Raw genomic sequence first — 21,862 nt, forward strand, 5'->3', positions numbered from 1 at the left:
CCGGGACCGGCTCCGGCCCCGACGTGCCCCGGACGGCGGCAGCGGCTGAAATGAACATAGGGAAAGCACCCGGACCGCATCTCGGCGAGGAGTCCCGCCCCATGACCAAGCCGATCAAAATCCTGAACGCCCTCCCCCCTCCCCAGCGCGCGCGCCTGATGGAACTCGCCGAGGAGGTGTACTTCCCGGAGGACACCCGCATCTTCGACTCCGGAGGCACCGCCGACCGGTTCTGGGTGATCCGCTCCGGCGCGGTCTCGCTGGACCAGGAGCTCAGCGACGTCCAGCGGGTCACCGTCGCCGGCCTCGGCGCGGGCGATCTGCTGGGCTGGTCCTGGCTCTTCCCGCCCTACGAATGGGACTTCGGCGCGGAGGCGTTCAGCCCGGTGCGCGCCTACGAGTTCGACGCCGCGACCGTGCTGCGCCTGTGCGAGGACGACACGGCCCTGGGGCTGGCACTGGTCCGCTGCGTCGCCGAGGTGCTGGCCCACCGGCTGGAGACGACCCGAGGCCAGCTCATGCACCAGTACGCGACCCGCGGCGGCGTACCGTAGCCCGGGCCGTACGCGGCCCGCCCCGGGCCGCGGCCCGCACTCTCCGCGACGCGTCACGCGCGACTCACGCTGTACACGACCCCCGGCACGGGACACCCGACCTCTGCCGGAGGCGCGGCACGACTCGGCCCGGCCTCGCCCCAAGATCCCGCGACACGGACCCCGCCCCACACGCCGGAAGCGCGCACGGCGAGGGGGCACGGCGAGGGGCACGGCTGCCGCCCCACGCGACCCGGGACCCTCTACTCGCCGGAGGCGACACACGGCGCCTGGCGCCCCCGCCCCCGCCCTCGCGACGCCTGGCGCCGTCGCCCTCGCCCTCGCCCTCAGAACGCGCAGCCCCGTCGAAGGCGACGCACGGCGCGGAACACCGCACCCCTCGCCCCACGCGGCACACGCAGGCGCGCCGCGCCCCCTCACACGCGATAGCGGCGCAACGCCGGCATCGTCGCGGCCAGGATCAGCATCACCGCGACGACCAGGACGCCGCCGCCCGTGACGGCCGTGCGGGGGCCGAAGGCGGTGCCGGCGGTGCCGTGCAGGACGTCCGCCAGGCGGGGTCCGCCCGCCACGACGACGGTGAACACGCCCTGCATCCGGCCGCGCATCTCGTCGGTCGCGGCGGACAGCAGGATCGCCCCGCGGAACACCATGGAGACCATGTCGGCGACCCCGGCGAGGGCGAGGAAGGCGACCGCGATCCAGAGGCTGCCGCTCAGGCCGGACCCGGCGACGGCCAGACCCCAGACGACCACCGAGCCGATGACCATCCAGCCGTGCCGCCGGGCCCGGGAGAAGGTGCCCGAGAACAGGCCGCCCAGCACCGCGCCGAGCGGGATCGCGGCGAACAGCAGGCCCAGCGCGAACCCCTCGCCGTAGGGCGCGTACGTCTCGGCGGCGAGCTGCGGGAACAGGGCGCGGGGCATGCCGAGGACCATGGCGACGATGTCGGCGAGGAACGACAGCAGCAGAACCGCGTGCCCCGATATGTAGCGGAAGCCCTCCAGGACGCCGCGCAGCCCCGCGCTGCCGGCCTTCGCGGCGGTGAGCGGCGGCAGGGCGGGCAGCCGGTGGACCGCCCAGACGGTGACGCACAGCGCGAGGGCGTCGATCAGGTACAGCTCCGCCAGGCCGATCACCGGGATGAGCGCGCCGGCGAGCAGCGGCCCGGCGATCTGGCCGGTCTGCATCACGGTGGAGCCGAGCGCGTTGGCGGCGGGCAGCTCGTCCGCGGGGACCAGGCGGGCGATGGAGGCGCTGCGGGCGGGCGCGTTCAGTCCCCAGAAGGCCTGCTGGAGAGCGAGCAGCAGCATCAGCGCCCACACCGACTCCAGGCCGGCGAAGGCCTGCACCCAGAACAGCACCGAGGTGACCGCGATACCGCTGTTGGTGATCAGCAGCAGCTTGCGGCGGTCCATGCTGTCGGCGATGGCCCCGCCCCACAGCGCGAACACGATCAGCGGCAGCAGTCCGGCGAGGCCGGCGGTGCCGACCCAGGCGGAGGAGCCGGTGATGTCGTAGATCTGTTTGGGTACCGCGACGGCGGTGAGCTGGCTGCCGACGGCGGTCACCACGGTGGAGACCCACAGCCGGCGGTAGGCGGGGCGGCGGAGCGGGCGGGTGTCCATGGCCCAGCGGCGCCATCCGCGCGGCCCGCTCGCCCCCGTCTCCGTGTCGTCCGCCCGGGGTTCGGTACTGCTCTCGCTGGTGTCCACGACCGTCCTGGTTGGTGCTTACATCCATTGGCCGGGACTCACTATCGCACCCCTCGGAGCGCGAGCGTCCTCAGGCTCCGAGGACGAGCGTCACACCCAGGACGATCATGGTGGCGGCCACCAGGCCGTCCAGTACGCGCCAGGCGGCCGGGCGGGCCAGGAAGCGGGCGAGCAGCCGGCCGCCGAAGCCCAGCGCGGCGAACCAGCAGAGGCTGGCCAGCGCCGCCCCGAGACCGAAGGTCCAGCGCGCCGGGCCGTGGTCGGCGGCGACCGAGCCGACCAGGAACACGGTGTCCAGGTAGACGTGCGGGTTGAGCCAGGTCAGGGCGAGGCAGGTGAGGACGGCGCGGCGGCGCGAGCCGGCCGCGTCGCCCCCCGCCTCCAGGACGGCGCCGGCCGGGCGGAACACCCTGCGGGCGGCCAGGGCGCCGTAGCCGAGGAGGAAGGCGCCGCCGATCCAGCCCACCACCGTCAGAGCCGCGGGCCAGGCCACCACCACGGCGCCCACCCCGCCGACCCCCAGGGCGATGAGGAGGGCGTCGGACAGGGCGCAGATGCCGACGACGGCGAGCACGGCGTCCCGGCGGATCCCCTGGCGCAGGACGAAGGCGTTCTGCGCGCCGATGGCGACGATCAGGGAGAGGCCGGTGCCGAAACCGGCGGCGGCGGTGGTGAAAGCGCTGGTCATGGCGTCGAAACTAGGCCGGACGCCGAGTGCAGTACAGCTCAGGATTCTTACGTACCCTTAGCAACCGTGAGGGAAGACCTTCCGCTCGACCAGGTACGGACGCTGCTCGCGGTGGTGGACGAGGGGACGTTCGACGCGGCGGCCGCCGCGCTGCACGTGACGCCCTCGGCGGTCAGCCAGCGGGTGAAGGCGCTGGAGCAGAGCACCGGGCGGGTGCTGCTGCTGCGGACCCGGCCGGTGCGGCCCACCGAGTCCGGCGAGGTGCTCGTGCGGCTGGCCCGCCAGGTGGCCCGGCTGGAGCGGGACGCGTACGCGGAGCTGGGGCTGAGCGGTGCCGGGGAGCCGACCCGGGTGTCGGTCGCGGTCAACGCGGACTCCCTGGCCACCTGGTTCCTGGACGCCCTGGTCCGGCTGCCGGCGCGGTCCCGGCTCTGCTTCGAACTGCGCCGGGAGGACGAGTCCCACACGGCCGCGCTGCTGCGCGAGGGGACGGTGATGGCCGCGGTGACGTCCTCCCCCGACCCGGTGCCGGGCTGCTCGGTGCGGCACCTGGGGCGGATGCGCTACCTGCCGGTGGCGCACCCGGAGTTCGCGGCGGAGCTGCTGACGCACCCCCTCGCGGAGTCGGTGCCGGCGGCGCCGGTGGTGGTCTTCGACCGGCGGGACGACTTCCAGGACGGGTTCGTACGGCGGCTCACCGGCGGTCGTACGGGGGCGAGCATCCTGCGCCACCACGTGCCGACCTCGGAGGGGTTCGCCGAGGCGGTGGCCGCGGGTCTCGGCTGGGGCATGGTCCCCGAGGCGCAGGCGGTGCCGCTGCTGCGGGCCGGGCGGGTCACGGTGTTCGCCCCGGGCCAGGAGGTCGACGCGGCCCTGTACTGGCAGCAGTGGAAGCTGGACTCCCCCGCGCTCGCGGCGGTCGCCGACGCGGTCACGCGGACGGCGGCCCGGGCTCTGCACCACTGACCCCGAGCTCCGCCAGGTCCCGCTCCGCGCTCGACAGCAGCATGTCCAGCGCCGTGGGGTAGGCGCTGGTGACCATGCGGGCGGCGAGCAGCAGGGCGGTCTCGGCGATGCGCGGGTGGGTGGCGGCGGGCAGCCGGGCGTAGGTCGAGCGCCACATGTCCTCGTCGGCCCGCCGCACGGCGTCGGGCAGGGCGAGGGACGCGGCGTCGAGGGCGGCGAACGCCAGCGTGGTGTCGATGAAGGCCTGGTAGACGCGGACGGTGCCGGCCGGCGGGAAGCCGGCGGTGCGCAGGACGTCCAGGACCGCCTCGTCGGCGGCGAGTTCGTTGGCCCGGCCGGAGACCCGGCTCGCGGTGAGGACCGCCGCCTGCGGGTGGGACACGTACGCCGCGTGGATGCGCAGCCCGAGGCCGCGCAGGTCGTGGCGCCACCGCCCGGTGGGGTGCCAGCCGTCGAGCGCCTGGCCGATCAGCGCGTCACCGATGGCGAGGGTCAGGTCGTCCATGCCGCGGAAGTAGCGGTAGAGCGTGCTCGGGTCGCAGTCCAGGGCGAGTCCGAGGCGGCGTGCGGTCAGGCCCGCGCTGCCGTGTTCGCGCAGCAGACGCAGCGCCGCCTCGACGATCAGCCGCTCCGAGAGCACGACGCCGCCCTTGGTGGGCCTGCGGCGGCGCCGCCGCTCCTCGGGGACCACACGCTTGGCCATCGCCGCTCCTTCCACCCGTGCAGCCCTTATGCCAACGCCATTGACCTTACGTCGCCGTGCGGCGTTTCATCACGTCAGGGGCCCCGCACAACGTTCCGGATCCGTGCGGATCCATGAGGAAGGAAGGGAGTGCTCCGTCATGCGTGTACTGCTGGTGGGAGCGGGCGGCGTGGGTACCGCCGTCACCCGGATCGCGGCCCGGCGGCCGTTCTTCGACCTGATGGTGGTGGCCGACTACGACCCGGCGCGGGCCGAGGCGACGGTCGCGGCGCTCGGCGCGGACGGCGGCCGGTTCCGCGCCGAGCGGGTCGACGCCGGCGACGAGGCGCGGGTGACGGCACTGCTGGAGCGGCACGGCTGCGACGTCCTGCTGAACGCCACGGACCCCCGGTTCGTGATGCCGCTGTTCCGCGCGGCCCGGGCGGGCGGCGCCACCTATGTCGACATGGCGATGTCCCTGTCCCGCCCGCACGGCGAGCGGCCCTACGAGGAGTGCGGGGTCAAGCTGGGCGACGAGCAGTTCGCGCAGGCCGACGACTGGGCCGGGGCGGGGCAGTTGGCGCTGGTCGGCATGGGCGTGGAGCCCGGGATGTCGGACGTGTTCGCCCGGCACGCGGCCGACGAGCTCTTCGACGAGATCGATGAGATCGGGGTCCGCGACGGCGCGAACCTCACGGTGGACGGCTACGACTTCGCGCCGTCCTTCAGCATCTGGACGACGATCGAGGAGTGCCTCAACCCGCCCGTGGTCTACGAGAAGGACCGCGGCTGGTTCACCACCGAACCCTTCAGCGAGCCCGAGGTGTTCGACTTCCCCGAGGGCATCGGCCCAGTGGAGTGCGTGAACGTGGAGCACGAGGAGGTGCTGCTGGTGCCCCGCTGGGTGGACGCGCGCCGCGTCACCTTCAAGTACGGCCTGGGCCGCGAGTTCACGGACACGCTCCGCACGCTGCACCTGCTGGGCCTGGACCGCACCGAGCCGGTGACCGTGCCGGGGCCCGACGGCCCCGTGCGGGTCTCCCCCCGGGACGTCGTCGCCGCCTGCCTTCCGGACCCGGCGACGCTCGGCGACCGGATGCACGGCAAGACCTGCGCGGGCACCTGGGTGCGGGGCACCAAGGACGGCGCGCCGCGCGAGGTGTACCTGTACCACGTGGTGGACAACCAGTGGTCGATGAGCGAGTACGGCTGCCAGGCCGTGGTGTGGCAGACGGCCGTCAACCCCGTGATCGCCCTCGAACTGCTGGCGACCGGCGCCTGGTCCGGCTCGGGCGTGCTCGGCCCCGAGGCGTTCCCCGCGCGCCCCTTCCTCGACCTGCTCACCGTCTACGGATCCCCCTGGGGGCAGCGCGAGCAGTGACCGTTTCCCCGCGGATCGCGCTGTTTGACCGCCACTTGACAGGTCACCCGAAAGGAAGCAAGGCATCCGAAGGGTGCGCATCGACTCCGGACGCAGGTGACTTTCGATGGACAACTGGCGGCACAGCGCGGCCTGCCGGACCGAGGACCCCGAGCTGTTCTTCCCGATCGGCACCTCCGGTCCTGCCCTGATGCAGACCGAGCAGGCGAAGGCGGTCTGCCGGCGCTGCCCCGTACAGGAGCAGTGCCTGGAGTGGGCCCTGGAGAGCGGGCAGTCCATCGGTGTGTGGGGCGGCACGAGCGAGACGGAGCGCCGTGCGCTCAAGCGACGTATCGCGGCGCGCCGTTCGTCGCGCGGGGCGTGAGGCGCGGGATCCGGCGGTGAGGGTGTGACGGTGAGAGTGTCACCCGTCCGCGCCGGCCCCGGGCTCCCCGCCCGGCGGTCAGCGGTTGACGCGGCGCAGTGGCCCCCAGGGATTCTCCTGGCGGGCCACTTCCGCGTGCGCCTCCTCGATGACGTCGTCCGCGATCCGGCACAGCGGACTCACGTCGGTGACCAGCGGCTCGTTGTCCGGACCGCGACCCGCCTCGCGGCCCCTGAGCACCCAGGGCCGGATGCCGGCGCCCTTCTCCCGGGGCAGGTGCTCGTAGTCGTACAGCCGTCGTGCCACCCACAGGGCCGCCGGCCGGTCCCGCCACCACTCCTCCACGTCGAGCGGGTTGGCGGACAGGCCGGGCATGGCCACGCCCGTCAGGTCGTCGATGCTGGACACGGCGTGCAGGTCGATCGCCGGCCCCCGGGACCAGCGGACGTACAGCCCGCGCTCACGCTCCACCAGCGCGGTGAGCTCCGCGAGGGTGCCGACGACGGGCATGTCGTCCCTTGCCTCCATCCGTCACCTCCTGACCGTCACGAACCACGGCGGACGTAGTACCCGGCCGGCGTCGGGGGAATCTCGGCGCCCCACTCGTCGTGCCCCGTCCCGTGCGCCGCAGTAGGCTCACGGCGACTCCGGCGGAAGGACCGTGACGAGCGTGCGCGTGCGCCGTGTGTACGAACCGCCCGAGCCCGGCGACGGGGTAAGGGTCCTGGTCGACCGGCTGTGGCCGCGCGGTCCGGCGAAGGACGCGGCGCGGGTGGACGAGTGGCCCAAGGCGCTGACCCCTTCCACGGAGCTGCGCCGCTGGTATCACGCGGACGAGGGCCCCTTCGACGAGTTCCGTGAGCGCTACGAGGCCGAACTGACCGCCCCGGAGGCGGCCGGGGCGGTGCAGCGGGTACGGGAGCTGGCCGGGGCGGGCCCGGTGACCCTGCTGACCGCGTCGAAGCAGCCGGAGCTCAGCCACGCCGAGGTACTGGCGCGGCTGCTCTCGGACTGACGCCGCTCCCGGGCCGGAGGGACGGGCCGGCCGGCGCTACGCCGTCTGCGCGGCCGCCGCCCGTCCCGCCGCGCGGCCCGAGAAGAGGCAGCCGCCGAGGAAGGTGCCCTCCAGGGCGTTGTAGCCGTGGACGCCGCCACCGCCGAAGCCCGCCACCTCGCCGGCCGCGTAGAGCCCCTCGACCGCGCTGCCGTCGGCGCCCAGCGCGCGGGAGTCGAGGTCGGTCTGGATGCCGCCGAGGGTCTTGCGGGTGAGGATGTGCAGCTTCACGCCGATCAGCGGGCCGGCGGCCGGGTCGAGGATGCGGTGCGGGGTGGCCACCCGGCCGAGGCGGTCGCCGATGTAGCGGCGGGCGTTGCGGATGCCCTGGACCTGGGCGTCCTTGCTGTAGGAGTTGGCGATCTGCAGGTCGCGGGCCTCGATCTGGCGCCGCAGCAGGGCCGCGTCGAGCAGCGGTTCGTCGGTGAGGCCGTTCATCTTCTTGACGAGTTCCTCGACGGTGGGGGCGGTGACGAAGTCCGCGCCGTTGCGCAGGAACGCGTCCACCGGTCCGGGGGCACCCTTGCCGAGGACGCGTTCACGCAGGAACCCGGCCCGGTCCTTGGCGGTGATGTCGGGGTTCTGCTCGGAGCCGGAGAGAGCGAACTCCTTCTCGATGATCTTCTGGGTGAGGACGAACCAGGAGTGGTCGTACCCCGCGATGTCCTCGGTGGTGCGCAGGTGCTTGAGCGTGCCCAGGGTGTCGTAGCCGGGCAGGCACGGCTCGGGCAGCCGGCGGCCGAGCGCGTCGAACCACATCGAGGACGGTCCGGGCAGGATGCGGATGCCGTGTCCCGGCCAGACCGGGTCCCAGTTCTGGATGCCCTCGGTGTAGTGCCACATGCGGTCCCGGTTGACCAGGCGCACGCCCGCGCGGGCGCTGATGTCGAGCATCCGTCCGTCCACGTAGGCGGGGACGCCGGTGACCATCTCGCGTGGCGGGGTGCCCAGCCGCTCGGGCCAGTACTTCCGGACGATGTCGTGGTCGGCGCCGATGCCGCCGCTGGTGACGATCACGGCCTGGGCGGTGAGTTCGAACGCCCCGATCACCTCGCGGCTGGAGGCGACCCCGCGCGGCGCGTCGTCCTCGGCCAGCACCGTGCCGCGCACCCCGCGCGCGGCGCCGTCCTCGACGACCAGCTCGTCGACCCGGTGGCGGTGGTGGAAGGTGAGCAGTCCGTCACGCGCGGCCTCACGGGCGTACCGCACGAAGGGGGCGACTACGCCGGTGCCGGTTCCCCAGGCGATGTGGAAGCGGGGCACGGAGTTGCCGTGGCCGCCGGCGCGCAGGTCACCGCGCTCCGCCCAGCCGACGGTCGGCAGGAAGGTGATGCCGTGGCCGTCCAGCCAGGACCGCTTCTCCCCTGCCGCCCACTCGACGTAGGCGCGCGCCCAGCGCCGCGCCCAGGAGTCCTCGTCGTCGAGCCGGTCGAAGGCGGCGCTGCCCTGCCAGTCGTTCCAGGCCAGGTCGACGGAGTCCTTGATGCCGAGGCGGCGCTGCTCCGGTGACCCGACCAGGAACAGCCCGCCGAACGACCAGTAGGCCTGGCCGCCGAGGTTGGCGGCGTTCTCCTGGTCGACCAGGGCGACCCTGCGCCCCTTGCTGGTCAGTTCGTGGGCCGCGACGAGGCCCGCGAGCCCCGCTCCGACGACGATGACGTCGGCGTCCATGGCGACCGTCCCTTCCTTGTCCGTCCGGAGGCTGTGATCCGGAGACTTCATCCGGCGAGCAGCGCGGTGAGCAGTTGTTTCAGCCAGGCCCGGGCGCGCTCGACGTCCCGGTCCAGCAGCAGTTGGGTGGTGACGCCGTCGTACGCGGCGACCACGGCGTGGGCGGCGCCCTCGCTGTCGCCGAGCACGGCGGGCAGCGCGGTGTGGCCGCGGGCACGCTCCAGCCGGTCGGCGACGGCCCGCCGCAGGCGCGCCCGGTGGTCGAGCAGGGTGTCCGCCACGCGGGGGTCGCGGGCGGCGCGCACCAGGAAGTCGGTCTTGACCAGCAGCCAGTCGCGGTCCAGCAGCAGGACCTCGGAGACCCGGTCGACGGCCGCGGCCACGTCGAGGTCCGGCCCGTCCAGGGCGAGGGCGCCGGCCACCTGCTCGGCGATCACGTCGGCGCGCTCCGCGTAGAGGGCGAAGAACAGCTCGTCGAGGCCGGCGAAGTTGGAGTAGAAGGCGCCTCGGGTGTAGCCGGCGGCCTCGCAGATCTCCTCGATGGAGACGTGCCCGAAGCCCTTGGCGGCGAGCACCGTGAAGGCGGCGTCCAGCAGTCTGGCGCGGGTACGCAGCCGGCGTCTGGTGACGCGTCCCGTCCCGTCCTGCGCCATGCGATCCCCTCCCGTCCGATACGGGAACGTATCCGATACACCGGTGTATCGAACAGTCCCTGGGTCCGGGAATCACGGGGCGCGAGCGGCTCCGGGACGGGACCGCGGGCCGATCTAGAACGTATTTTCGATTAAGGGGTACGCTGGTCCCATGAGCACGCACCACCTTCCGGCGCTCCAGGGCTCGCTGTTCGACCAGGACGACGAACTGCGGCTCGGCCCGCTCGACGGAGTGCGCCGCACCGAACTCGGCAGCGGCGCCTGGATCGACCTGCTCCCGGGGTGGCTGCACGGGTCCGACGCGCTCTTCGACCACCTGGCCGCCGAGGCGCCCTGGCGGGCGGAGCGACGCCAGATGTACGACCAGGTCGTCTCCGTGCCCCGGCTGCTCGCCTACTACGGCGCCGGCGCCCCGCTCCCCCACCCGGTGCTCGCCGAGGCCCGCGACGCGTTGAGCGCCCACTACGCCGAGGAGCTGGGCGAGCCGTTCGCCACGGCCGGCCTGTGCTACTACCGCGACGGCCGGGACAGCGTCGCCTGGCACGGCGACCGGATCGGCCGGGGCGCCCGTGAGGACACCATGGTGGCCATCCTGTCCGTGGGCGCGCCCCGCGACCTGCTGCTGCGGCCCGTCGGCGGGGGCGAGACGGTGCGCCGTCCCCTCGGGCACGGCGACCTCGTCGTGATGGGCGGGTCCTGCCAGCGGACCTGGGAGCACTGCGTGCCCAAGAGCACGAAGGCAGCGGGCCCGCGCATCAGCATCCAGTTCCGCCCGCGCGGGGTGAACTGACCCCGCGCGCAAGCCCTTGCGGAACCGGCGGCGCGGAAGCCTGTCCTCCTCCGCCGGCCCTCCCCACACTGGTGCGGACCCGTGGCGGGGAGGACCGATGGGTGCTGACGCGGAGCGGGGTGCGGGGTCCGGCCGCCGCGGCGAACTGGACGTCCTGCGCGCCCTCGTCGTCGTCGGGCTGGTCCTCTTCCACAGCGCCCTGGTGTTCTCCCCGGACGACGACTTCTACGTCAAGAACGCGACGACGACCGGCGCCGTCACCGTCCTCGCCGGGTTCGGCGTGGTGTGGGCGATGCCCATGCTGTTCCTGGTCGCCGGCCTGGGCGCCCGGTACTCGATCCGCCGCCGGGGCGCGGCCCGCTTCGTCCGGGAACGGGTGCTGCGCCTGGGCGTCCCGCTGGTGTTCGGCACCGTCGTGCTGTGCCCGCTCCCCCAGTGGCTGCGGCTGCGCGCCGCCGACCCCGGTCACGACGAGTCGTACGCACGGTTCTGGGGGCGGTTCCTGACGGTGGGGCCCGACCCGGCGGACTTCCCGTTCGTGCTGCGCGGCGACCACTTCGAGACCGGGCATCTGTGGTTCGTCGTCCTGCTGCTCGCCTTCTGCCTGCTGCTGGCGCCGCTCGCGGCCTCGCTGACCAGGGGGGCGGACCGCGCGGCCGACGCGGTGCGCCGCCGTCCCGCCCTGCTTCTGCTGCCCGCGCTGCCGCTCGCGGCGATAGACGCCCTGCTCGGCATGGAGGAGGACTACGCGGGCTGGAACCGCTGGGCGTACCTGCTGTTCTTCGCCTACGGCTTCGCCCTCGCCGACGACGAGCGGGTCCGCGCGCCGACGCGCCGGGCGGCCGTACGGGTGGGGGTGCTGGGGGTGGTGCTGTTCGCCGGAACCGCGCCCGGCTTCGTCGCGGGCGACGACCCGTTCACGGCGTGGACGCCGTCCGCCCTCGTGACCCGGGCGCTGTTCGGTGCGGCGGGGTGGTGCTGGGTGCTGGCGATCCTCGGCCTGCTGGACCGGCCGGCCCGCGGACCGCGCCCCGCCCGGCGGGGACGGGCCACAGGGGTGCTGCCGTATCTGGCCGTCGCCGCCCTGCCGTTGTACGTGCTGCACCAGCCGGTCGTGGTCGCCTTCGCCTACGGCGTGGTCGGCTGGTCCGCACCCGCGGGGCTCAAGTACGCGGTGATCGTGGCGGCCTCGTCGGCCACGATCGTGGTGCTGTACGAGTACGGGGTGCGCCGGTGGGCGGCGACCCGGTGGCTGTTCGGGATGCGCCCGGCACCCGACGCGGCGGAGGCACGCCCGGAGCCGGGGCCGCCTCCCTCGCCCTCCCGCTGATCTGCTTTCCTGTGCTCGTCCAACCGGTATGCGGCGAAACGCGCGAGGCGGTCATGAAGGCAACGGTGCGGCAGGTGGCGGACGGCACCTTTCTGGTGCACGGCACGAGCACGAACTGGGTGATCCTCACCGAAGGGGACGCCGTCACACTGATCGACACCGGCTACCCGGGCGACCGCGAGGGGCTGCTCGGTTCACTCGCCGAGGTGGGCGCCTCGCCGGAGGCGGTGACGGCGGTGCTGATCACCCACGCGCACAACGACCACCTGGGGTCCGCCGAGTTCCTCGCCGCGGTCTACGGCACCCCCGTCCACACCCACGAGGACGAAGTCCCGCACGCGAGGCGGGACTTCCTGCACCAGGTGAGCGTGGCACGGGTGCTGCGCAACGGCTGGCGTCCCGGAGTGCTGCCGTGGGCCGCGCACGCCCTGCGCGCCGGCGGCACGGCACACGTGGCGGTCACCGCGCCCACGCCGTTCCCGGGACCCGGCACGGGGCCGCTCGACCTGCCGGGCCGGCCCGTGCCCGTGCACACCCCCGGCCACACCGCCGGGCACTGCGCGTTCCACCTCCCGCACACCGGGGTGGTGGTGTCCGGAGACGCCCTGGTCAGCGGCCACCCCACCTCGCGCACCGAGGGGCCGCAGATGCTGACGGACATGTTCCACCGCGAGCGCGCCGCCGCCGTACGGTCGCTGGACGTCCTGGCCGGTCTGGACGGCGATCTGCTGCTGCCCGGACACGGGCCGCTGCACCGGGGGCCGGTGCGGGACGCCGCCCTCCTCGCCCGGCAGCGCGCGCAATAGGCTGAGGTGACGATCACCCGCGAGACGAGGACACCGCCGCCATGGCACTGCAGATCAACGCCACCAACCCGGAGCACCCCGCGCTCCTGTTGGAACTGCCGTGGCACCTGCCGCTCGAGGAGTGGCCGGAGGAGTACCTGGTGCCGCTGCCGCGCGGCATCTCCCGGCACGTCGTGCGCTACGCGCGCGCCGGCGACGAGGTGGTCGCGGTGAAGGAACTCGCCCAGCGCCCGGCGCTGCGCGAGTACGAACTGCTGCGCGACCTGGACCGGATCGGCATCCCGGCGGTGGATCCGCTGGCCGTGGTCACCGGCCGCACCGACCCGGGCGGGGAGCCGCTGGAGTGCGTGCTGATCACCCGGCACCTCGGCGGCTCGATGCCGTACCGGTCGATGTTCGAGACGACGCTGCGCCCGGCCACCATGCACCGGCTGATGGACGCGCTCGCCGTGCTGCTGGTGCGGCTGCACCTGGCCGGGTTCGCCTGGGGCGACTGCTCGCTGTCCAACACGCTGTTCCGGCGCGACGCGGGGGCCTACGCCGCCTACCTGGTGGACGCGGAGACCGGCGACCTGCACCCCGAACTCACCGTGGGGCAGCGGGAGTACGACCTGGACCTGGCGCGGGTCAACATCAGCGGCGAGCTGCTCGACCTCGAGGCCTCCGGCGCGCTGCACCCCTCCGTCGACCCGATCGAGTTCGGCACCGAGATCTGCGCCCGCTACCAGGGGCTCTGGCAGGAGCTGACGCGCACCTCGGTCTACCCGGCCGGCAAGCACCACTACATCGAGCGCCGCATCCGCCGGCTGAACGACCTCGGGTTCGACGTGGCCGAGATGCAGATCGAGCACGCCTCCAACGGCGACTCGGTGACCTTCGTACCCAAGGTCGTCGACGCCGGGCACCACCAGCGCCAGTTGCTGCGGCTGACCGGGCTGGACACCGAGGAGAACCAGGCCCGCCGGCTGCTGAACGACCTGGAGAGCTGGATGGCCACCCAGGACGACTACGCCCCGGGCGACCCCCTCGGCGCCCGTCCGGAGGTCCTCGCGCACCGCTGGGTGCGCGAGGTGTTCCGGCCCGCCGTCCGGTCCGTGCCGCTGGAGCTGCGCGGCTCGATGGACGCCGCGGAGATCTACCACGAGCTGCTGGAGCACCGCTGGTACCTGTCGGAGCGGGCCCAGCACGACATCGGTCTCGGCACCGCCGTCGAGGACTACGTCCGCACCATCCTGCCCAAGGCCCGCGACACCCTGCAGCCGACGGACGACTGACCGGGACGCCCGGCGGGGATCAGGCGGGCGGCACGACCGCGACCGGGCAGTCCGCGTGGTGCAGCACGCCTCCCGCCACGGAGCCGATCCGGGCGCCCACGGCGGAGCTGCGGGCCCGGCGCCCGACGACCATCAGCTGGGCCGTGCCCGACACCGACAGCAGGACCTGGCCGGCGCTGCCCATCTCGACGTGCTCCACGACGTGCACGTCCGGGTAGCGCTCCCGCCACGGCGCGAGCGCGGCCGCCAGGTTCTTCCGTTCGAACGGCTCCAGACCGCCGGCCTCGTCGGCGAGCCGCAGCGAGCCGGGGCTGTAGGCGAACACCGGCGGCAGCGTCCAGGCCCGTACCGCGCGCACGGTGGCGCCGCGCCGGGCCGCGGTCTCGAAGGCGAAGCCGAGGGCGGCGGCGCCGTCCTTCGGGTCGCCCTCCTGTCCGACCACGATCTCGTGCCCGGCCACCTCGTCGGACGCCTTGTCGCCGGCCCGGACGAACACCACCGGTCGCGCGGCGTCGACGATCACCTGCTGGCCGACCGAGCCCACCAGGAACCCCATGATCCGCCCGTGCCCGCGGGAACCGAGCACCAGCATCTCGGCGTCCGCGGCCGCGGCGGTGAGCGTCTCCACCGCGTCGCCCTCGAGGACGTCCGTGGTGAGGGTCAGGTCGCCGTGCCGTTCGCGGACGGCCCGGGCCGCCTCCTCGGTCGCCTCGCGCACCCACCGCTCCTGGGCGGCCCTGTCCCCGGTGTCGACCCCCTCGTGCGCCTGGAACCGCCAGGCGTGGACCACCCTGAGCGGGAGTCGCCGGCGGGTCGCCTCCCTGGCCGCCCAGGCCAGCGCGGCGAGGCTCTCCTCGGTGCCGTCGATCCCTGCCGTGATCGGGCGCGTCATGCCGTTCCTCCCGGTGTCGTGTGCTCGCGGTCCAGTCTTCCCTACGGATCTTCCCTCCCCCGCACCGCGGTCACCGGTACGCGCCCGCCGGGGGCGGGTTCGCTTACGCCCGCGCGCATCGCGGCGTCCGAACATACGATGGGCACGGGCCGGTGCGGTGGCTTCGAGGGGCTCTCGGTCCGCCGCCCCGGGGATCCGACCACGATGTGGGGGACGCATGGCACAGCCCGCCGACGCCGCCCGGAGCGTCATCATGACCGTGGACGACGACCCGGGCGTCTCCCGTGCCGTGGCCCGGGACCTCAGGCGGCGCTACGGGGAGACGTACCGGATCGTGCGCGCCGAGTCCGGGGAGTCCGCGCTGGAGGCGCTGCGCGAACTGAAGCTGCGCGGCGACCTGGTCGCCGTGATCCTCGCCGACTACCGGATGCCGCGGATGAACGGCATCGAGTTCCTCGAGCGCGCCATGGACGTGCATCCCGGGGCGCGCCGGGTGCTGCTGACCGCGTACGCGGACACCGGCGCGGCGATCGACGCGATCAACGTCGTCGACCTGGACCACTACCTGCTGAAGCCGTGGGACCCGCCGGAGGAGAAGCTCTACCCGGTCGTGGACGACCTGCTGGAGGCATGGCGGTCCAGCGACCACCGGCCGGTGCCCAGCACCAAGGTGATCGGTCACCGCTGGTCGGCGCGCTCCTCCGACGTGCGCGAGTTCCTGGCCCGCAACCAGGTGCCCTACCGCTGGTACTCCTCCGACGAGCCGGAGGGCCGGCGGCTGCTGGCCGCCGCGGACGAGGACGGGATGCGGCTGCCGGTGGTGATCACCCCGGACGGGGCGCCGCTGGTGGAGCCGGACCCCGCGGACCTCGCCGCCCACGTCGGCCTCGCGACGACCCCGACGGCCGACTTCTACGACCTGGTGGTGATCGGCGGCGGCCCCGCGGGCCTCGGCGCGGCCGTGTACGGGGCCTCGGAGGGACTGCGGACGGTGCTGGTGGAGCGGTCGGCGACCGGCGGGCAGGCCGGGCAGAGCTCCCGTATCGAGAACTACCTCGGCTTCCCCGACGGGGTCTCGGGGGCACAGCTCACCGACCGGGCGCGCCGGCAGGCCACCCGGTTCGGCGCGGAGATCCTCACCGCGCGGGAGGTGACGGGGCTCGAGGTGGGCGGCGGCGCCCGGGTCGTACGGTTCTCCGACGGGTCGGCGGTGGCCGCGCACAGCGTGATCCTGGCGACCGGGGTGTCGTACCGGCAGCTGGCGGCGCCGGGCTGCGAGGAGCTGGGCGGCTGCGGCGTGTACTACGGCTCCGCGCTGACCGAGGCGTCCGCCTGCCAGGGCCACGACGTGTACATCGTGGGCGGCGCCAACTCGGCCGGGCAGGCGGCCATGTACCTGTCCCGGTTCGCCAAGTCGGTGACGCTGCTGGTGCGCGGGCCGGACCTGTCGGCGTCGATGTCGTACTACCTGATCCAGCAGATCGGCCGGGCGCCCAACATCTCCGTGCGGTGCGGCACGGTCGTCGAGGAGGCGCACGGCGACGGGCACCTGGAGCGGCTGACGCTGCGGGACACCGCGAGCGGGCGCACCGAGGCCGTCGACGCGCAGTGGCTGTTCGTGTTCATCGGCGCCGCCCCGCTGACCGACTGGCTGGACGGCACCGTGCTGCGCGACGAGCGGGGGTTCATCCTGGCCGGGCCCGACCTCACCGCCGACGGACGCCCGCCCGCCGGCTGGGAGCTGGACCGGCCGCCGTATCACCTGGAGACCAACGTCCCGGGCGTGTTCGTCGCGGGCGACGCGCGCGCGGAGTCCGCCAAGCGCGTCGCCTCCGCCGTAGGAGAGGGAGCCATGGCCGTGATGCTCGTCCACCGGTACCTGGAGCAGTCGTGACCGCGCAGTCGATGCCGTGCCTGCCGGACGAGATCGGCTCCCTCTTCCTGTTCGAGAAGCTGACCCCCGAGCAGCTGGGGCGGCTGTGCGACGCGGGCCAGGTGGAGCGGTACGAACCCGGCGCGGTCTACACCGAGGGCGACCCCGCCACCTGCTTCTACGTGCTGGTGGAGGGCACCGTCGTGCTGTCCCGGCGGGTCGGCGGCGACGAGGTGGAGGTCACCCGCACCTCCCAGCGCGGGGTGTACGCGGGGGCCATGCAGGCCTACCTCGGGGACCGGGTGCCGCAGGTCTACAACAACTCCCTGCGCGTGACGGAGCCGACACGGTTCTTCGTGCTGCCCGCGGACACGTTCGCGGAGATCATGCAGGAGTGGTTCCCGATGGCGGTGCACCTGCTGGAGGGGCTGTTCTTCGGGGTGAAGAGCACCCAGCAGGCCGTCGGTCAGCGGGAGCGGCTGCTGGCCCTCGGATCTCTGTCGGCGGGGCTGACCCACGAGCTCAACAACCCGGCCGCGGCGGCCGTGCGGGCCACGGCCTCGCTGCGCGAACGGGTGGCCAAGATGCGCCGCAAGCTGCGGATCATCTCCGAGGGCACCTTCGACCGGCAGACGTTGGCGGGCCTGATCGAGATCCAGGAGCGCACCGCCGAGCGGGTCGCCAAGGCACCGGTGCTCAGCCCGCTGGAGGCGGCCGACCGGGAGGACACGCTCTCCGACTGGCTGGACGACCACGGCATCGCCGACGGCTGGCGGATCGCCCCGACGTTCGTGCAGGCCGGACTGGACGTGGACTGGCTGGAGCAGGTGGCCGCGGCCGTGGACGAGGCACTGCTGCCCAGTGCGGTGGGCTGGCTGAGCTACACCGTCGAGACCGAGCTGCTGATGGACGAGATCCAGGACTCCGCGGGCCGCATCTCGCACCTCGTGGACGCCGCCAAGCAGTACTCGCAGCTCGACCGCGCCCCCTTCCAGGTCGCCGACGTGCATGAACTCCTCGACAGCACGCTGCTGATGCTGTCGGGGAAGACGGGGAAGGGCATTCGCGTGGTCAAGGACTACGACCGGACCCTGCCCCGGGTCCCGGCCTACCCCGCGGAGCTCAACCAGGTGTGGACCAACCTCATCGACAACGCGGTCGCAGCGATGAACCACGCGGACGGGGACGGCGGCACGGGCACGCTGACCGTGCGCACCGCGCGGGAGAACGACCGGCTGCTGGTGGAGTTCGGCGACACCGGCCCCGGCATCCCGCCGGAGATCCGCGACCGGGTCTTCGACCCGTTCTTCACCACCAAGCCCGTGGGCGAGGGCACCGGGCTGGGCCTGGACATCTCCTGGCGGATCGTGGTCAACAAGCACCACGGCAGCATCCGGTTCGAGTCCGAGCCGGGCGACACCCGCTTCCAGGTGCTCCTCCCGCTCACCGCCCCCGCACCCGACGAGACCCAGGAGGAGTCCGTATGACCACCGACCACGCCATCGATCCCAGCGTCCCGCCCTCGGGCGCGGGCTGCGCCGACTGCGAGACCGCGGGCGGCTGGTGGTTCCATCTGCGGCGGTGCGCGGAGTGCGGCCACGTCGGCTGCTGCGACAGCTCGCCGGGGCAGCACGCCACGGCGCACTTCCAGGCCACCGGGCATCCGGTGGTGAGCAGTTACGAACCGGGCGAGACCTGGTTCTGGAACTACGCCACGAACGAGCTGTACGAGTCGGGCCCGGCGCTCGCGCCGCCCGACAGCCACCCGGCCGACCAGCCGGCCCCCGGCCCCGCGGACCGGGTCCCCGCCGACTGGACACGGGCCCTGCACCGCTGAACCGTCGGGCCCGCTCCGTCTCCGCCCGGAAATCCCACGGGGAACCCGCGGGCGCCGCCCGTCGTTGTCCGGACACCCCCACACCGGTCCGCGGACGACGACAACCAGGGCGGTGCGATGAGCGAGTTGGTCCCCGGCGGCAACATCCAGCTCCCGGGCGGTGCGGTGACCGTCCGGGTGCCCGGGCCGTTCGACGTGTCCGCGCTGATCACCGACGACGGCCGGAAGGTGCGCGGCGACGGGGACTTCGTGTTCTACAACCAGCCGTCCGCGCCGGGCGCCCGGCTCGGCGGCGACACGCTCGTCGTCGACCCGTCGGCGCTGCGCCCCGGCGCCACCCGGGTCACGGTGGCCGTCAGCCCCGAGGAGCCCGGCACACCGCTCAGCGCCCTGCCGGCGCCCGTGCTGGAGGTCGGCGGCCCCGGCGGGCGCGCCCTCGCCCGCTTCCGCCCGCCCCGTCCCGACCGGGAGACGGTGCTGCTGCTCGCGGAGATCTACCGGCGCGGCGACGGGTGGAAACTGCGCGCCCTCGGGCAGGGGTACGCCGACGGACTGGCCGGTCTCGCCCGGGACTTCGGCGTGGACGTGGAGGACGACGAGGGCGCCGTCTCCACCCGTACCGCCCCGGTCGTCACCGGCAGGGCGCCGGTGAGTCCCGGCACGGCGCCCGCCGCCCCGCGGACGCGTCCGGTCACGCCGCCCCGTCCCGCCGCCCCGCCGTCCGCGGGGGACGACTTCCTCGTCCTGGTCAACTCGGCGCGGCGGTCGGCGGGTTCACCGCCGGTCACGCACGACGGGCGGCTGGCCGCGGCGGCCCGGGAGCATGCCCGCGCGATGGCGCGCGGCGGGCGCCTCGCGGTCGAGGGACCGGACGGCGTCTCCGTGCACCAGCGCGTGGTCTCCGCCGGCTACCCGTACCTCACCGTCGGGGAGCACCTGGTCTCCGGGCCGCTGTCCGTCGACCGGTTCGTCGGCCACTGTCTGCGCCACGAGGCGGCCCGCCGCACCGTCTGCGACCCGGCGTTCACCCATGCCGCGGTGGCCTCCTGCGAGGGGGCGGGGGACACCTACTGGACGGCCCTGTGGGCCCGTCCGCTCACCCCCGGGGGCCTGGAGCGCACGGCGGCGGAGGTCGTCGAGCTCACCAACCGGGAGCGGACGCGGGCCGGGCTGCCGCCGCTGTCCCGTGACCCGCTGCTGACGACGGCCGCACAGGCGCACAGCGCCGACATGGTGGCGCGGGACTTCTACGCGCACACGGCTCCGGACGGCGGCAAGCCCTGGGACCGGGCCGCGGCGGCGGGGGCCCGGTGCCGCACCGTCGGCGAGAACATCGCGTGCGGGCAGCGGTCGGCCGCCGAGGTGGTGCGCGGCTGGATGAACAGCCCGGGGCACCGGGCGAACATCCTCAAGCCGGAGTTCACGCGTCTCGGCGTCGGCTTCGCGGGCGGCGGCCGGGCGGGCACGTACTGGACGCAGCTCTTCGGTGGCTGAGCGCGCGGGCGGATCCGGCGCCGTGCCGTACGCGCCCGGTTCTGGCCGGGGCGCGGGGAGCCGGGCGAGGATGGCCCCCATGAAGGGTGACCTGTTTTCCAGTGAGCACATGGTGCGGCCGGCCACGGCCCCGGGCATGACGGTCGAGAACGCCAAGTGCCTGCGCTACACCGTCGACGGCGAGATGACTGCCCGCCAGGGCGCGATGGTCGCCTTCCGGGGCGACCTGCAGTTCGAGCGCAAGGGCCAGGGCGTGGGCGGGATGCTCAAGCGTGCGGTGACCGGCGAGGGGCTGCCGCTGATGGCGGTGCGCGGACGGGGCGAGGCCTGGTTCGCGCACGAGGCGCAGAACTGCTTCGTCGTCGATGTCGACCCCGGTGACGAGTTCACCGTCAACGGCCGCAACGTCCTGTGCTTCGACGCCACGCTCTCCTACCGCATCTCCACCGTGAAGGGGGCGGGCATCACCGGCGGCGGCCTGTTCAACAGCGTGTTCACCGGGCACGGCCGGCTGGGGCTGGTCTGTGAGGGCAGCCCGCTGGTGATCCCGGTGACGCCGCAGAGCCCGGTGTACGTGGACACGGACGCGATCGTCGGATGGACCGCGGGCCTGTCCACCTCGCTGCACCGCTCGCAGTCGCTGGGCTCGATGCTGCGCGGCGGCTCGGGCGAGGCCGTCCAGCTGGTGCTGGAGGGCCAGGGTCACGTCGTGGTCCGCCCCAGCGAGGCGCCGCCGCACAAGGCGCAGCAGCGCTGAACCTCGTTGACCTCGGCCGCCCGCCGGGTGAGGCTGGGGCACGGCGCGGATCACGCCCCCCGCGCCGGAAAGGTGACAGTCGTGATCGAGATCGCCGACATCGAGGCCGCAGCCGAGCGGATCGCCGGGCACGTGGTGCGGACCCCGACCGTGCCGAGTCCCGGGCTCTCGGCGCTGCTCGGTGCGCCGGTGACGGCGAAGCTGGAACTGCTCCAGCGGACCGGGTCGTTCAAGGTGCGCGGTGCGGCGGCGAAGCTGCTGGCGCTGAGCGAGACGGAACGGGCCGCCGGCGTGGTCGCGGTGAGCGGCGGCAACCACGGCATCGCGCTGGCCGTGACGGCCGCCGCCCTCGACGTGAAGGCGACCGTGGTGATGCCGCGTTCGGCGCCCGTGCGGGCGGTGGAGATCGCGCAGGCCGCGGGCGCCTCGGTGCGCGTGACGGACGACATGGACGGTGCCTTCGCCCTCACCGCCGAGCTGCGGCGTGACGGCCTGACCCTGGTCCACCCCTTCGACGACCCCGAGGTGATCGCCGGTCAGGGCACCGTGGGTCTGGAGTTCGCCGAGGACGCCGGTGAGCTGACCGACGTGCTGGTCAGCATCGGCGGCGGAGGCCTGATCGCCGGTGTCGCGGCGGCACTGCGGGCCCGGCGGCCCGGGGTGCGGGTGTGGGGCGTGGAGACCGAGGGGGCGCAGGCGATGTCCGAGGCGCTCAGGGCGGGCGGGCCGGTGCCGGTGGCGCTGACGTCGATCGTCTCCACCCTCAGCGCGCCGTCCGTGTCGCGGCTGACGTACGACCATGTCGCGGAGCTGGTCGAGGAGGTGCTGGTGGTGCCGGACCGGGACGCCGTGCGGGGCTCGCTGGACCTCGCGGACCACGCCAAGGTGTGGGCGGAGCCGGCCGCGGGCTGTCTGCTGCCCGCCGCGCGGCGGGTCCTGGAGCGGGTCGGCGAAGGGGCCCGCCTGGGGCTCGTGGTGTGCGGCGGCAACGCCACCACGGCCGACATGATGGCGTGGACGGACCATTTCGCGCTGCGCTGAGCCCGGCGTCCGGCCTGTGCCAGGACCGGCGTTGAACGCA

Annotated in this window: 22 protein-coding genes; 15 read left to right on the forward strand and 7 right to left on the reverse strand. The window is 73.9% G+C overall.

Annotated elements, in window-relative coordinates; all coding sequences use genetic code 11:
• Positions 1 to 101: 101 nt before the first annotated feature.
• Positions 102 to 554 (forward strand): cyclic nucleotide-binding domain-containing protein, encoded by a 453-nt coding sequence (locus F3L20_RS21530; protein ID WP_150155760.1) that lies wholly within the window; start codon positions 102 to 104, stop codon positions 552 to 554.
• A gap of 416 nt (positions 555 to 970) precedes the next feature.
• On the opposite strand, the gene F3L20_RS21535 is transcribed toward F3L20_RS21530, so the two are convergent.
• Both F3L20_RS21535 and F3L20_RS21540 read right to left on the reverse strand, forming a co-directional pair.
• A complete protein-coding gene (locus F3L20_RS21535) occupies positions 971 to 2,269 on the reverse strand; it encodes an MFS transporter (RefSeq protein WP_150155761.1) in 1,299 nt (432 codons plus the stop codon).
• Positions 2,270 to 2,339: 70 nt separating this feature from the next.
• Positions 2,340 to 2,957 carry a LysE/ArgO family amino acid transporter gene (locus F3L20_RS21540; RefSeq protein WP_150155762.1) on the reverse strand — a complete coding sequence of 206 codons (618 nt, stop codon included), beginning with the start codon at positions 2,955 to 2,957 and terminating at the stop codon, positions 2,340 to 2,342.
• A gap of 66 nt (positions 2,958 to 3,023) precedes the next feature.
• Here F3L20_RS21540 and F3L20_RS21545 point away from each other — a divergent pair, with 66 nt between their 5' ends.
• Entirely contained in the window at positions 3,024 to 3,923 is a 900-nt protein-coding gene (locus F3L20_RS21545) for a LysR family transcriptional regulator ArgP (RefSeq protein WP_150155763.1), read from the forward strand.
• On the opposite strand, the gene F3L20_RS21550 is transcribed toward F3L20_RS21545, so the two are convergent.
• Positions 3,889 to 4,626, reverse strand: a complete 738-nt coding sequence (locus tag F3L20_RS21550; protein WP_150155764.1) for a TetR/AcrR family transcriptional regulator — start codon at positions 4,624 to 4,626, stop codon at positions 3,889 to 3,891. The genes F3L20_RS21545 and F3L20_RS21550 overlap by 35 nt on opposite strands.
• 139 nt (positions 4,627 to 4,765) lie before the next feature.
• Here F3L20_RS21550 and F3L20_RS21555 point away from each other — a divergent pair, with 139 nt between their 5' ends.
• A complete protein-coding gene (locus F3L20_RS21555; protein ID WP_150155765.1) occupies positions 4,766 to 5,986 on the forward strand; it encodes a saccharopine dehydrogenase family protein in 1,221 nt (406 codons plus the stop codon).
• Between the two features lie 106 nt (positions 5,987 to 6,092).
• Positions 6,093 to 6,350, forward strand: a complete 258-nt coding sequence (locus F3L20_RS21560; RefSeq protein ID WP_150155766.1) for a WhiB family transcriptional regulator — start codon at positions 6,093 to 6,095, stop codon at positions 6,348 to 6,350.
• Positions 6,351 to 6,428: 78 nt separating this feature from the next.
• On the opposite strand, the gene F3L20_RS21565 is transcribed toward F3L20_RS21560, so the two are convergent.
• On the reverse strand, positions 6,429 to 6,878 hold the full coding sequence (locus F3L20_RS21565; RefSeq protein WP_150155767.1) for a DUF6098 family protein: 450 nt from the start codon (positions 6,876 to 6,878) through the stop codon (positions 6,429 to 6,431).
• Positions 6,879 to 7,011: 133 nt separating this feature from the next.
• Here F3L20_RS21565 and F3L20_RS21570 point away from each other — a divergent pair, with 133 nt between their 5' ends.
• Positions 7,012 to 7,365 (forward strand): DUF488 domain-containing protein, encoded by a 354-nt coding sequence (locus F3L20_RS21570; RefSeq protein ID WP_150155768.1) that lies wholly within the window; start codon positions 7,012 to 7,014, stop codon positions 7,363 to 7,365.
• 36 nt (positions 7,366 to 7,401) lie between these two features.
• Here the strand turns inward: F3L20_RS21570 and F3L20_RS21575 are convergent, their stop codons facing one another.
• Together F3L20_RS21575 and F3L20_RS21580 are read right to left on the reverse strand one after the other, a co-directional pair.
• Positions 7,402 to 9,075 (reverse strand): FAD-binding dehydrogenase, encoded by a 1,674-nt coding sequence (locus F3L20_RS21575; protein ID WP_150155769.1) that lies wholly within the window; start codon positions 9,073 to 9,075, stop codon positions 7,402 to 7,404.
• A 47-nt stretch (positions 9,076 to 9,122) separates the two neighbouring features.
• A complete protein-coding gene (locus tag F3L20_RS21580) occupies positions 9,123 to 9,728 on the reverse strand; it encodes a TetR/AcrR family transcriptional regulator (protein ID WP_150155770.1) in 606 nt (201 codons plus the stop codon).
• 151 nt (positions 9,729 to 9,879) lie between these two features.
• Between F3L20_RS21580 and F3L20_RS21585 the strand changes: the two genes are divergently transcribed.
• The 4 genes from F3L20_RS21585 to F3L20_RS21600 all read left to right on the forward strand — a co-directional run bounded on the left by F3L20_RS21585 (position 9,880) and on the right by F3L20_RS21600 (position 13,928).
• Positions 9,880 to 10,518 (forward strand): alpha-ketoglutarate-dependent dioxygenase AlkB, encoded by a 639-nt coding sequence (locus F3L20_RS21585; RefSeq protein ID WP_150155771.1) that lies wholly within the window; start codon positions 9,880 to 9,882, stop codon positions 10,516 to 10,518.
• Between the two features lie 97 nt (positions 10,519 to 10,615).
• Positions 10,616 to 11,848, forward strand: coding sequence for an acyltransferase family protein (locus F3L20_RS21590; protein WP_150155772.1), 1,233 nt, complete (start codon positions 10,616 to 10,618; stop codon positions 11,846 to 11,848).
• Positions 11,849 to 11,901: 53 nt separating this feature from the next.
• Positions 11,902 to 12,654, forward strand: coding sequence for an MBL fold metallo-hydrolase (locus tag F3L20_RS21595; protein WP_150155773.1), 753 nt, complete (start codon positions 11,902 to 11,904; stop codon positions 12,652 to 12,654).
• Positions 12,655 to 12,695: 41 nt separating this feature from the next.
• Positions 12,696 to 13,928 carry a DUF4032 domain-containing protein gene (locus F3L20_RS21600; protein ID WP_150155774.1) on the forward strand — a complete coding sequence of 411 codons (1,233 nt, stop codon included), beginning with the start codon at positions 12,696 to 12,698 and terminating at the stop codon, positions 13,926 to 13,928.
• 19 nt (positions 13,929 to 13,947) lie between these two features.
• Here F3L20_RS21600 and F3L20_RS21605 read toward each other — a convergent pair whose 3' ends face one another.
• The gene (locus F3L20_RS21605; protein WP_150155775.1) at positions 13,948 to 14,820 is read right to left on the reverse strand and encodes a universal stress protein; all 873 of its coding nucleotides are present in this window, start codon (positions 14,818 to 14,820) and stop codon (positions 13,948 to 13,950) included.
• 217 nt (positions 14,821 to 15,037) lie between these two features.
• Between F3L20_RS21605 and F3L20_RS21610 the strand changes: the two genes are divergently transcribed.
• The 6 genes from F3L20_RS21610 (at position 15,038) to F3L20_RS21635 (ending at position 21,822) form a co-directional block, all read left to right on the forward strand.
• A complete protein-coding gene (locus tag F3L20_RS21610; RefSeq protein ID WP_150155776.1) occupies positions 15,038 to 16,714 on the forward strand; it encodes an FAD-dependent oxidoreductase in 1,677 nt (558 codons plus the stop codon).
• 11 nt (positions 16,715 to 16,725) lie between these two features.
• Positions 16,726 to 18,180, forward strand: a complete 1,455-nt coding sequence (locus tag F3L20_RS21615) for an ATP-binding protein (protein WP_382682780.1) — start codon at positions 16,726 to 16,728, stop codon at positions 18,178 to 18,180.
• Positions 18,177 to 18,530: a UBP-type zinc finger domain-containing protein gene (locus tag F3L20_RS21620; protein ID WP_024885943.1), complete on the forward strand. Its 354-nt coding sequence runs from the start codon at positions 18,177 to 18,179 to the stop codon at positions 18,528 to 18,530. The genes F3L20_RS21615 and F3L20_RS21620 overlap by 4 nt, the downstream gene beginning before the upstream one ends.
• Positions 18,531 to 18,647: 117 nt before the next feature.
• Entirely contained in the window at positions 18,648 to 20,024 is a 1,377-nt protein-coding gene (locus F3L20_RS21625) for a CAP domain-containing protein (RefSeq protein WP_150155778.1), read from the forward strand.
• Positions 20,025 to 20,103: 79 nt separating this feature from the next.
• Entirely contained in the window at positions 20,104 to 20,781 is a 678-nt protein-coding gene (locus tag F3L20_RS21630) for an AIM24 family protein (RefSeq protein ID WP_150155779.1), read from the forward strand.
• Between the two features lie 81 nt (positions 20,782 to 20,862).
• A complete protein-coding gene (locus tag F3L20_RS21635) occupies positions 20,863 to 21,822 on the forward strand; it encodes a threonine/serine dehydratase (protein WP_150155780.1) in 960 nt (319 codons plus the stop codon).
• The last annotated feature ends 40 nt before the right edge of the window (positions 21,823 to 21,862 follow it).

It is taken from the genome of Streptomyces tendae (assembly GCF_008632955.1).
Taxonomy (GTDB): Bacteria; Actinomycetota; Actinomycetes; order Streptomycetales; family Streptomycetaceae; genus Streptomyces.

Bases quoted from the DNA above. Each gene is read 5' to 3' on its own strand.
- F3L20_RS21530 (WP_150155760.1), top strand. From the start codon at position 102: ATGACCAAGCCGATCAAAATCCTGAACGCCCTCCCCCCTCCCCAGCGC.
- F3L20_RS21540 (WP_150155762.1), bottom strand. From the start codon at position 2,957: ATGACCAGCGCTTTCACCACCGCCGCCGCCGGTTTCGGCACCGGCCTC.
- F3L20_RS21550 (WP_150155764.1), bottom strand. From the start codon at position 4,626: ATGGCCAAGCGTGTGGTCCCCGAGGAGCGGCGGCGCCGCCGCAGGCCC.
- F3L20_RS21555 (WP_150155765.1), top strand. From the start codon at position 4,766: ATGCGTGTACTGCTGGTGGGAGCGGGCGGCGTGGGTACCGCCGTCACC.
- F3L20_RS21560 (WP_150155766.1), top strand. From the start codon at position 6,093: ATGGACAACTGGCGGCACAGCGCGGCCTGCCGGACCGAGGACCCCGAG.
- F3L20_RS21565 (WP_150155767.1), bottom strand. From the start codon at position 6,878: ATGGAGGCAAGGGACGACATGCCCGTCGTCGGCACCCTCGCGGAGCTC.
- F3L20_RS21575 (WP_150155769.1), bottom strand. From the start codon at position 9,075: ATGGACGCCGACGTCATCGTCGTCGGAGCGGGGCTCGCGGGCCTCGTC.
- F3L20_RS21580 (WP_150155770.1), bottom strand. From the start codon at position 9,728: ATGGCGCAGGACGGGACGGGACGCGTCACCAGACGCCGGCTGCGTACC.
- F3L20_RS21585 (WP_150155771.1), top strand. From the start codon at position 9,880: ATGAGCACGCACCACCTTCCGGCGCTCCAGGGCTCGCTGTTCGACCAG.
- F3L20_RS21590 (WP_150155772.1), top strand. From the start codon at position 10,616: ATGGGTGCTGACGCGGAGCGGGGTGCGGGGTCCGGCCGCCGCGGCGAA.
- F3L20_RS21595 (WP_150155773.1), top strand. From the start codon at position 11,902: ATGAAGGCAACGGTGCGGCAGGTGGCGGACGGCACCTTTCTGGTGCAC.
- F3L20_RS21600 (WP_150155774.1), top strand. From the start codon at position 12,696: ATGGCACTGCAGATCAACGCCACCAACCCGGAGCACCCCGCGCTCCTG.
- F3L20_RS21605 (WP_150155775.1), bottom strand. From the start codon at position 14,820: ATGACGCGCCCGATCACGGCAGGGATCGACGGCACCGAGGAGAGCCTC.
- F3L20_RS21610 (WP_150155776.1), top strand. From the start codon at position 15,038: ATGGCACAGCCCGCCGACGCCGCCCGGAGCGTCATCATGACCGTGGAC.
- F3L20_RS21615 (WP_382682780.1), top strand. From the start codon at position 16,726: ATGCCGTGCCTGCCGGACGAGATCGGCTCCCTCTTCCTGTTCGAGAAG.
- F3L20_RS21620 (WP_024885943.1), top strand. From the start codon at position 18,177: ATGACCACCGACCACGCCATCGATCCCAGCGTCCCGCCCTCGGGCGCG.
- F3L20_RS21625 (WP_150155778.1), top strand. From the start codon at position 18,648: ATGAGCGAGTTGGTCCCCGGCGGCAACATCCAGCTCCCGGGCGGTGCG.
- F3L20_RS21630 (WP_150155779.1), top strand. From the start codon at position 20,104: ATGAAGGGTGACCTGTTTTCCAGTGAGCACATGGTGCGGCCGGCCACG.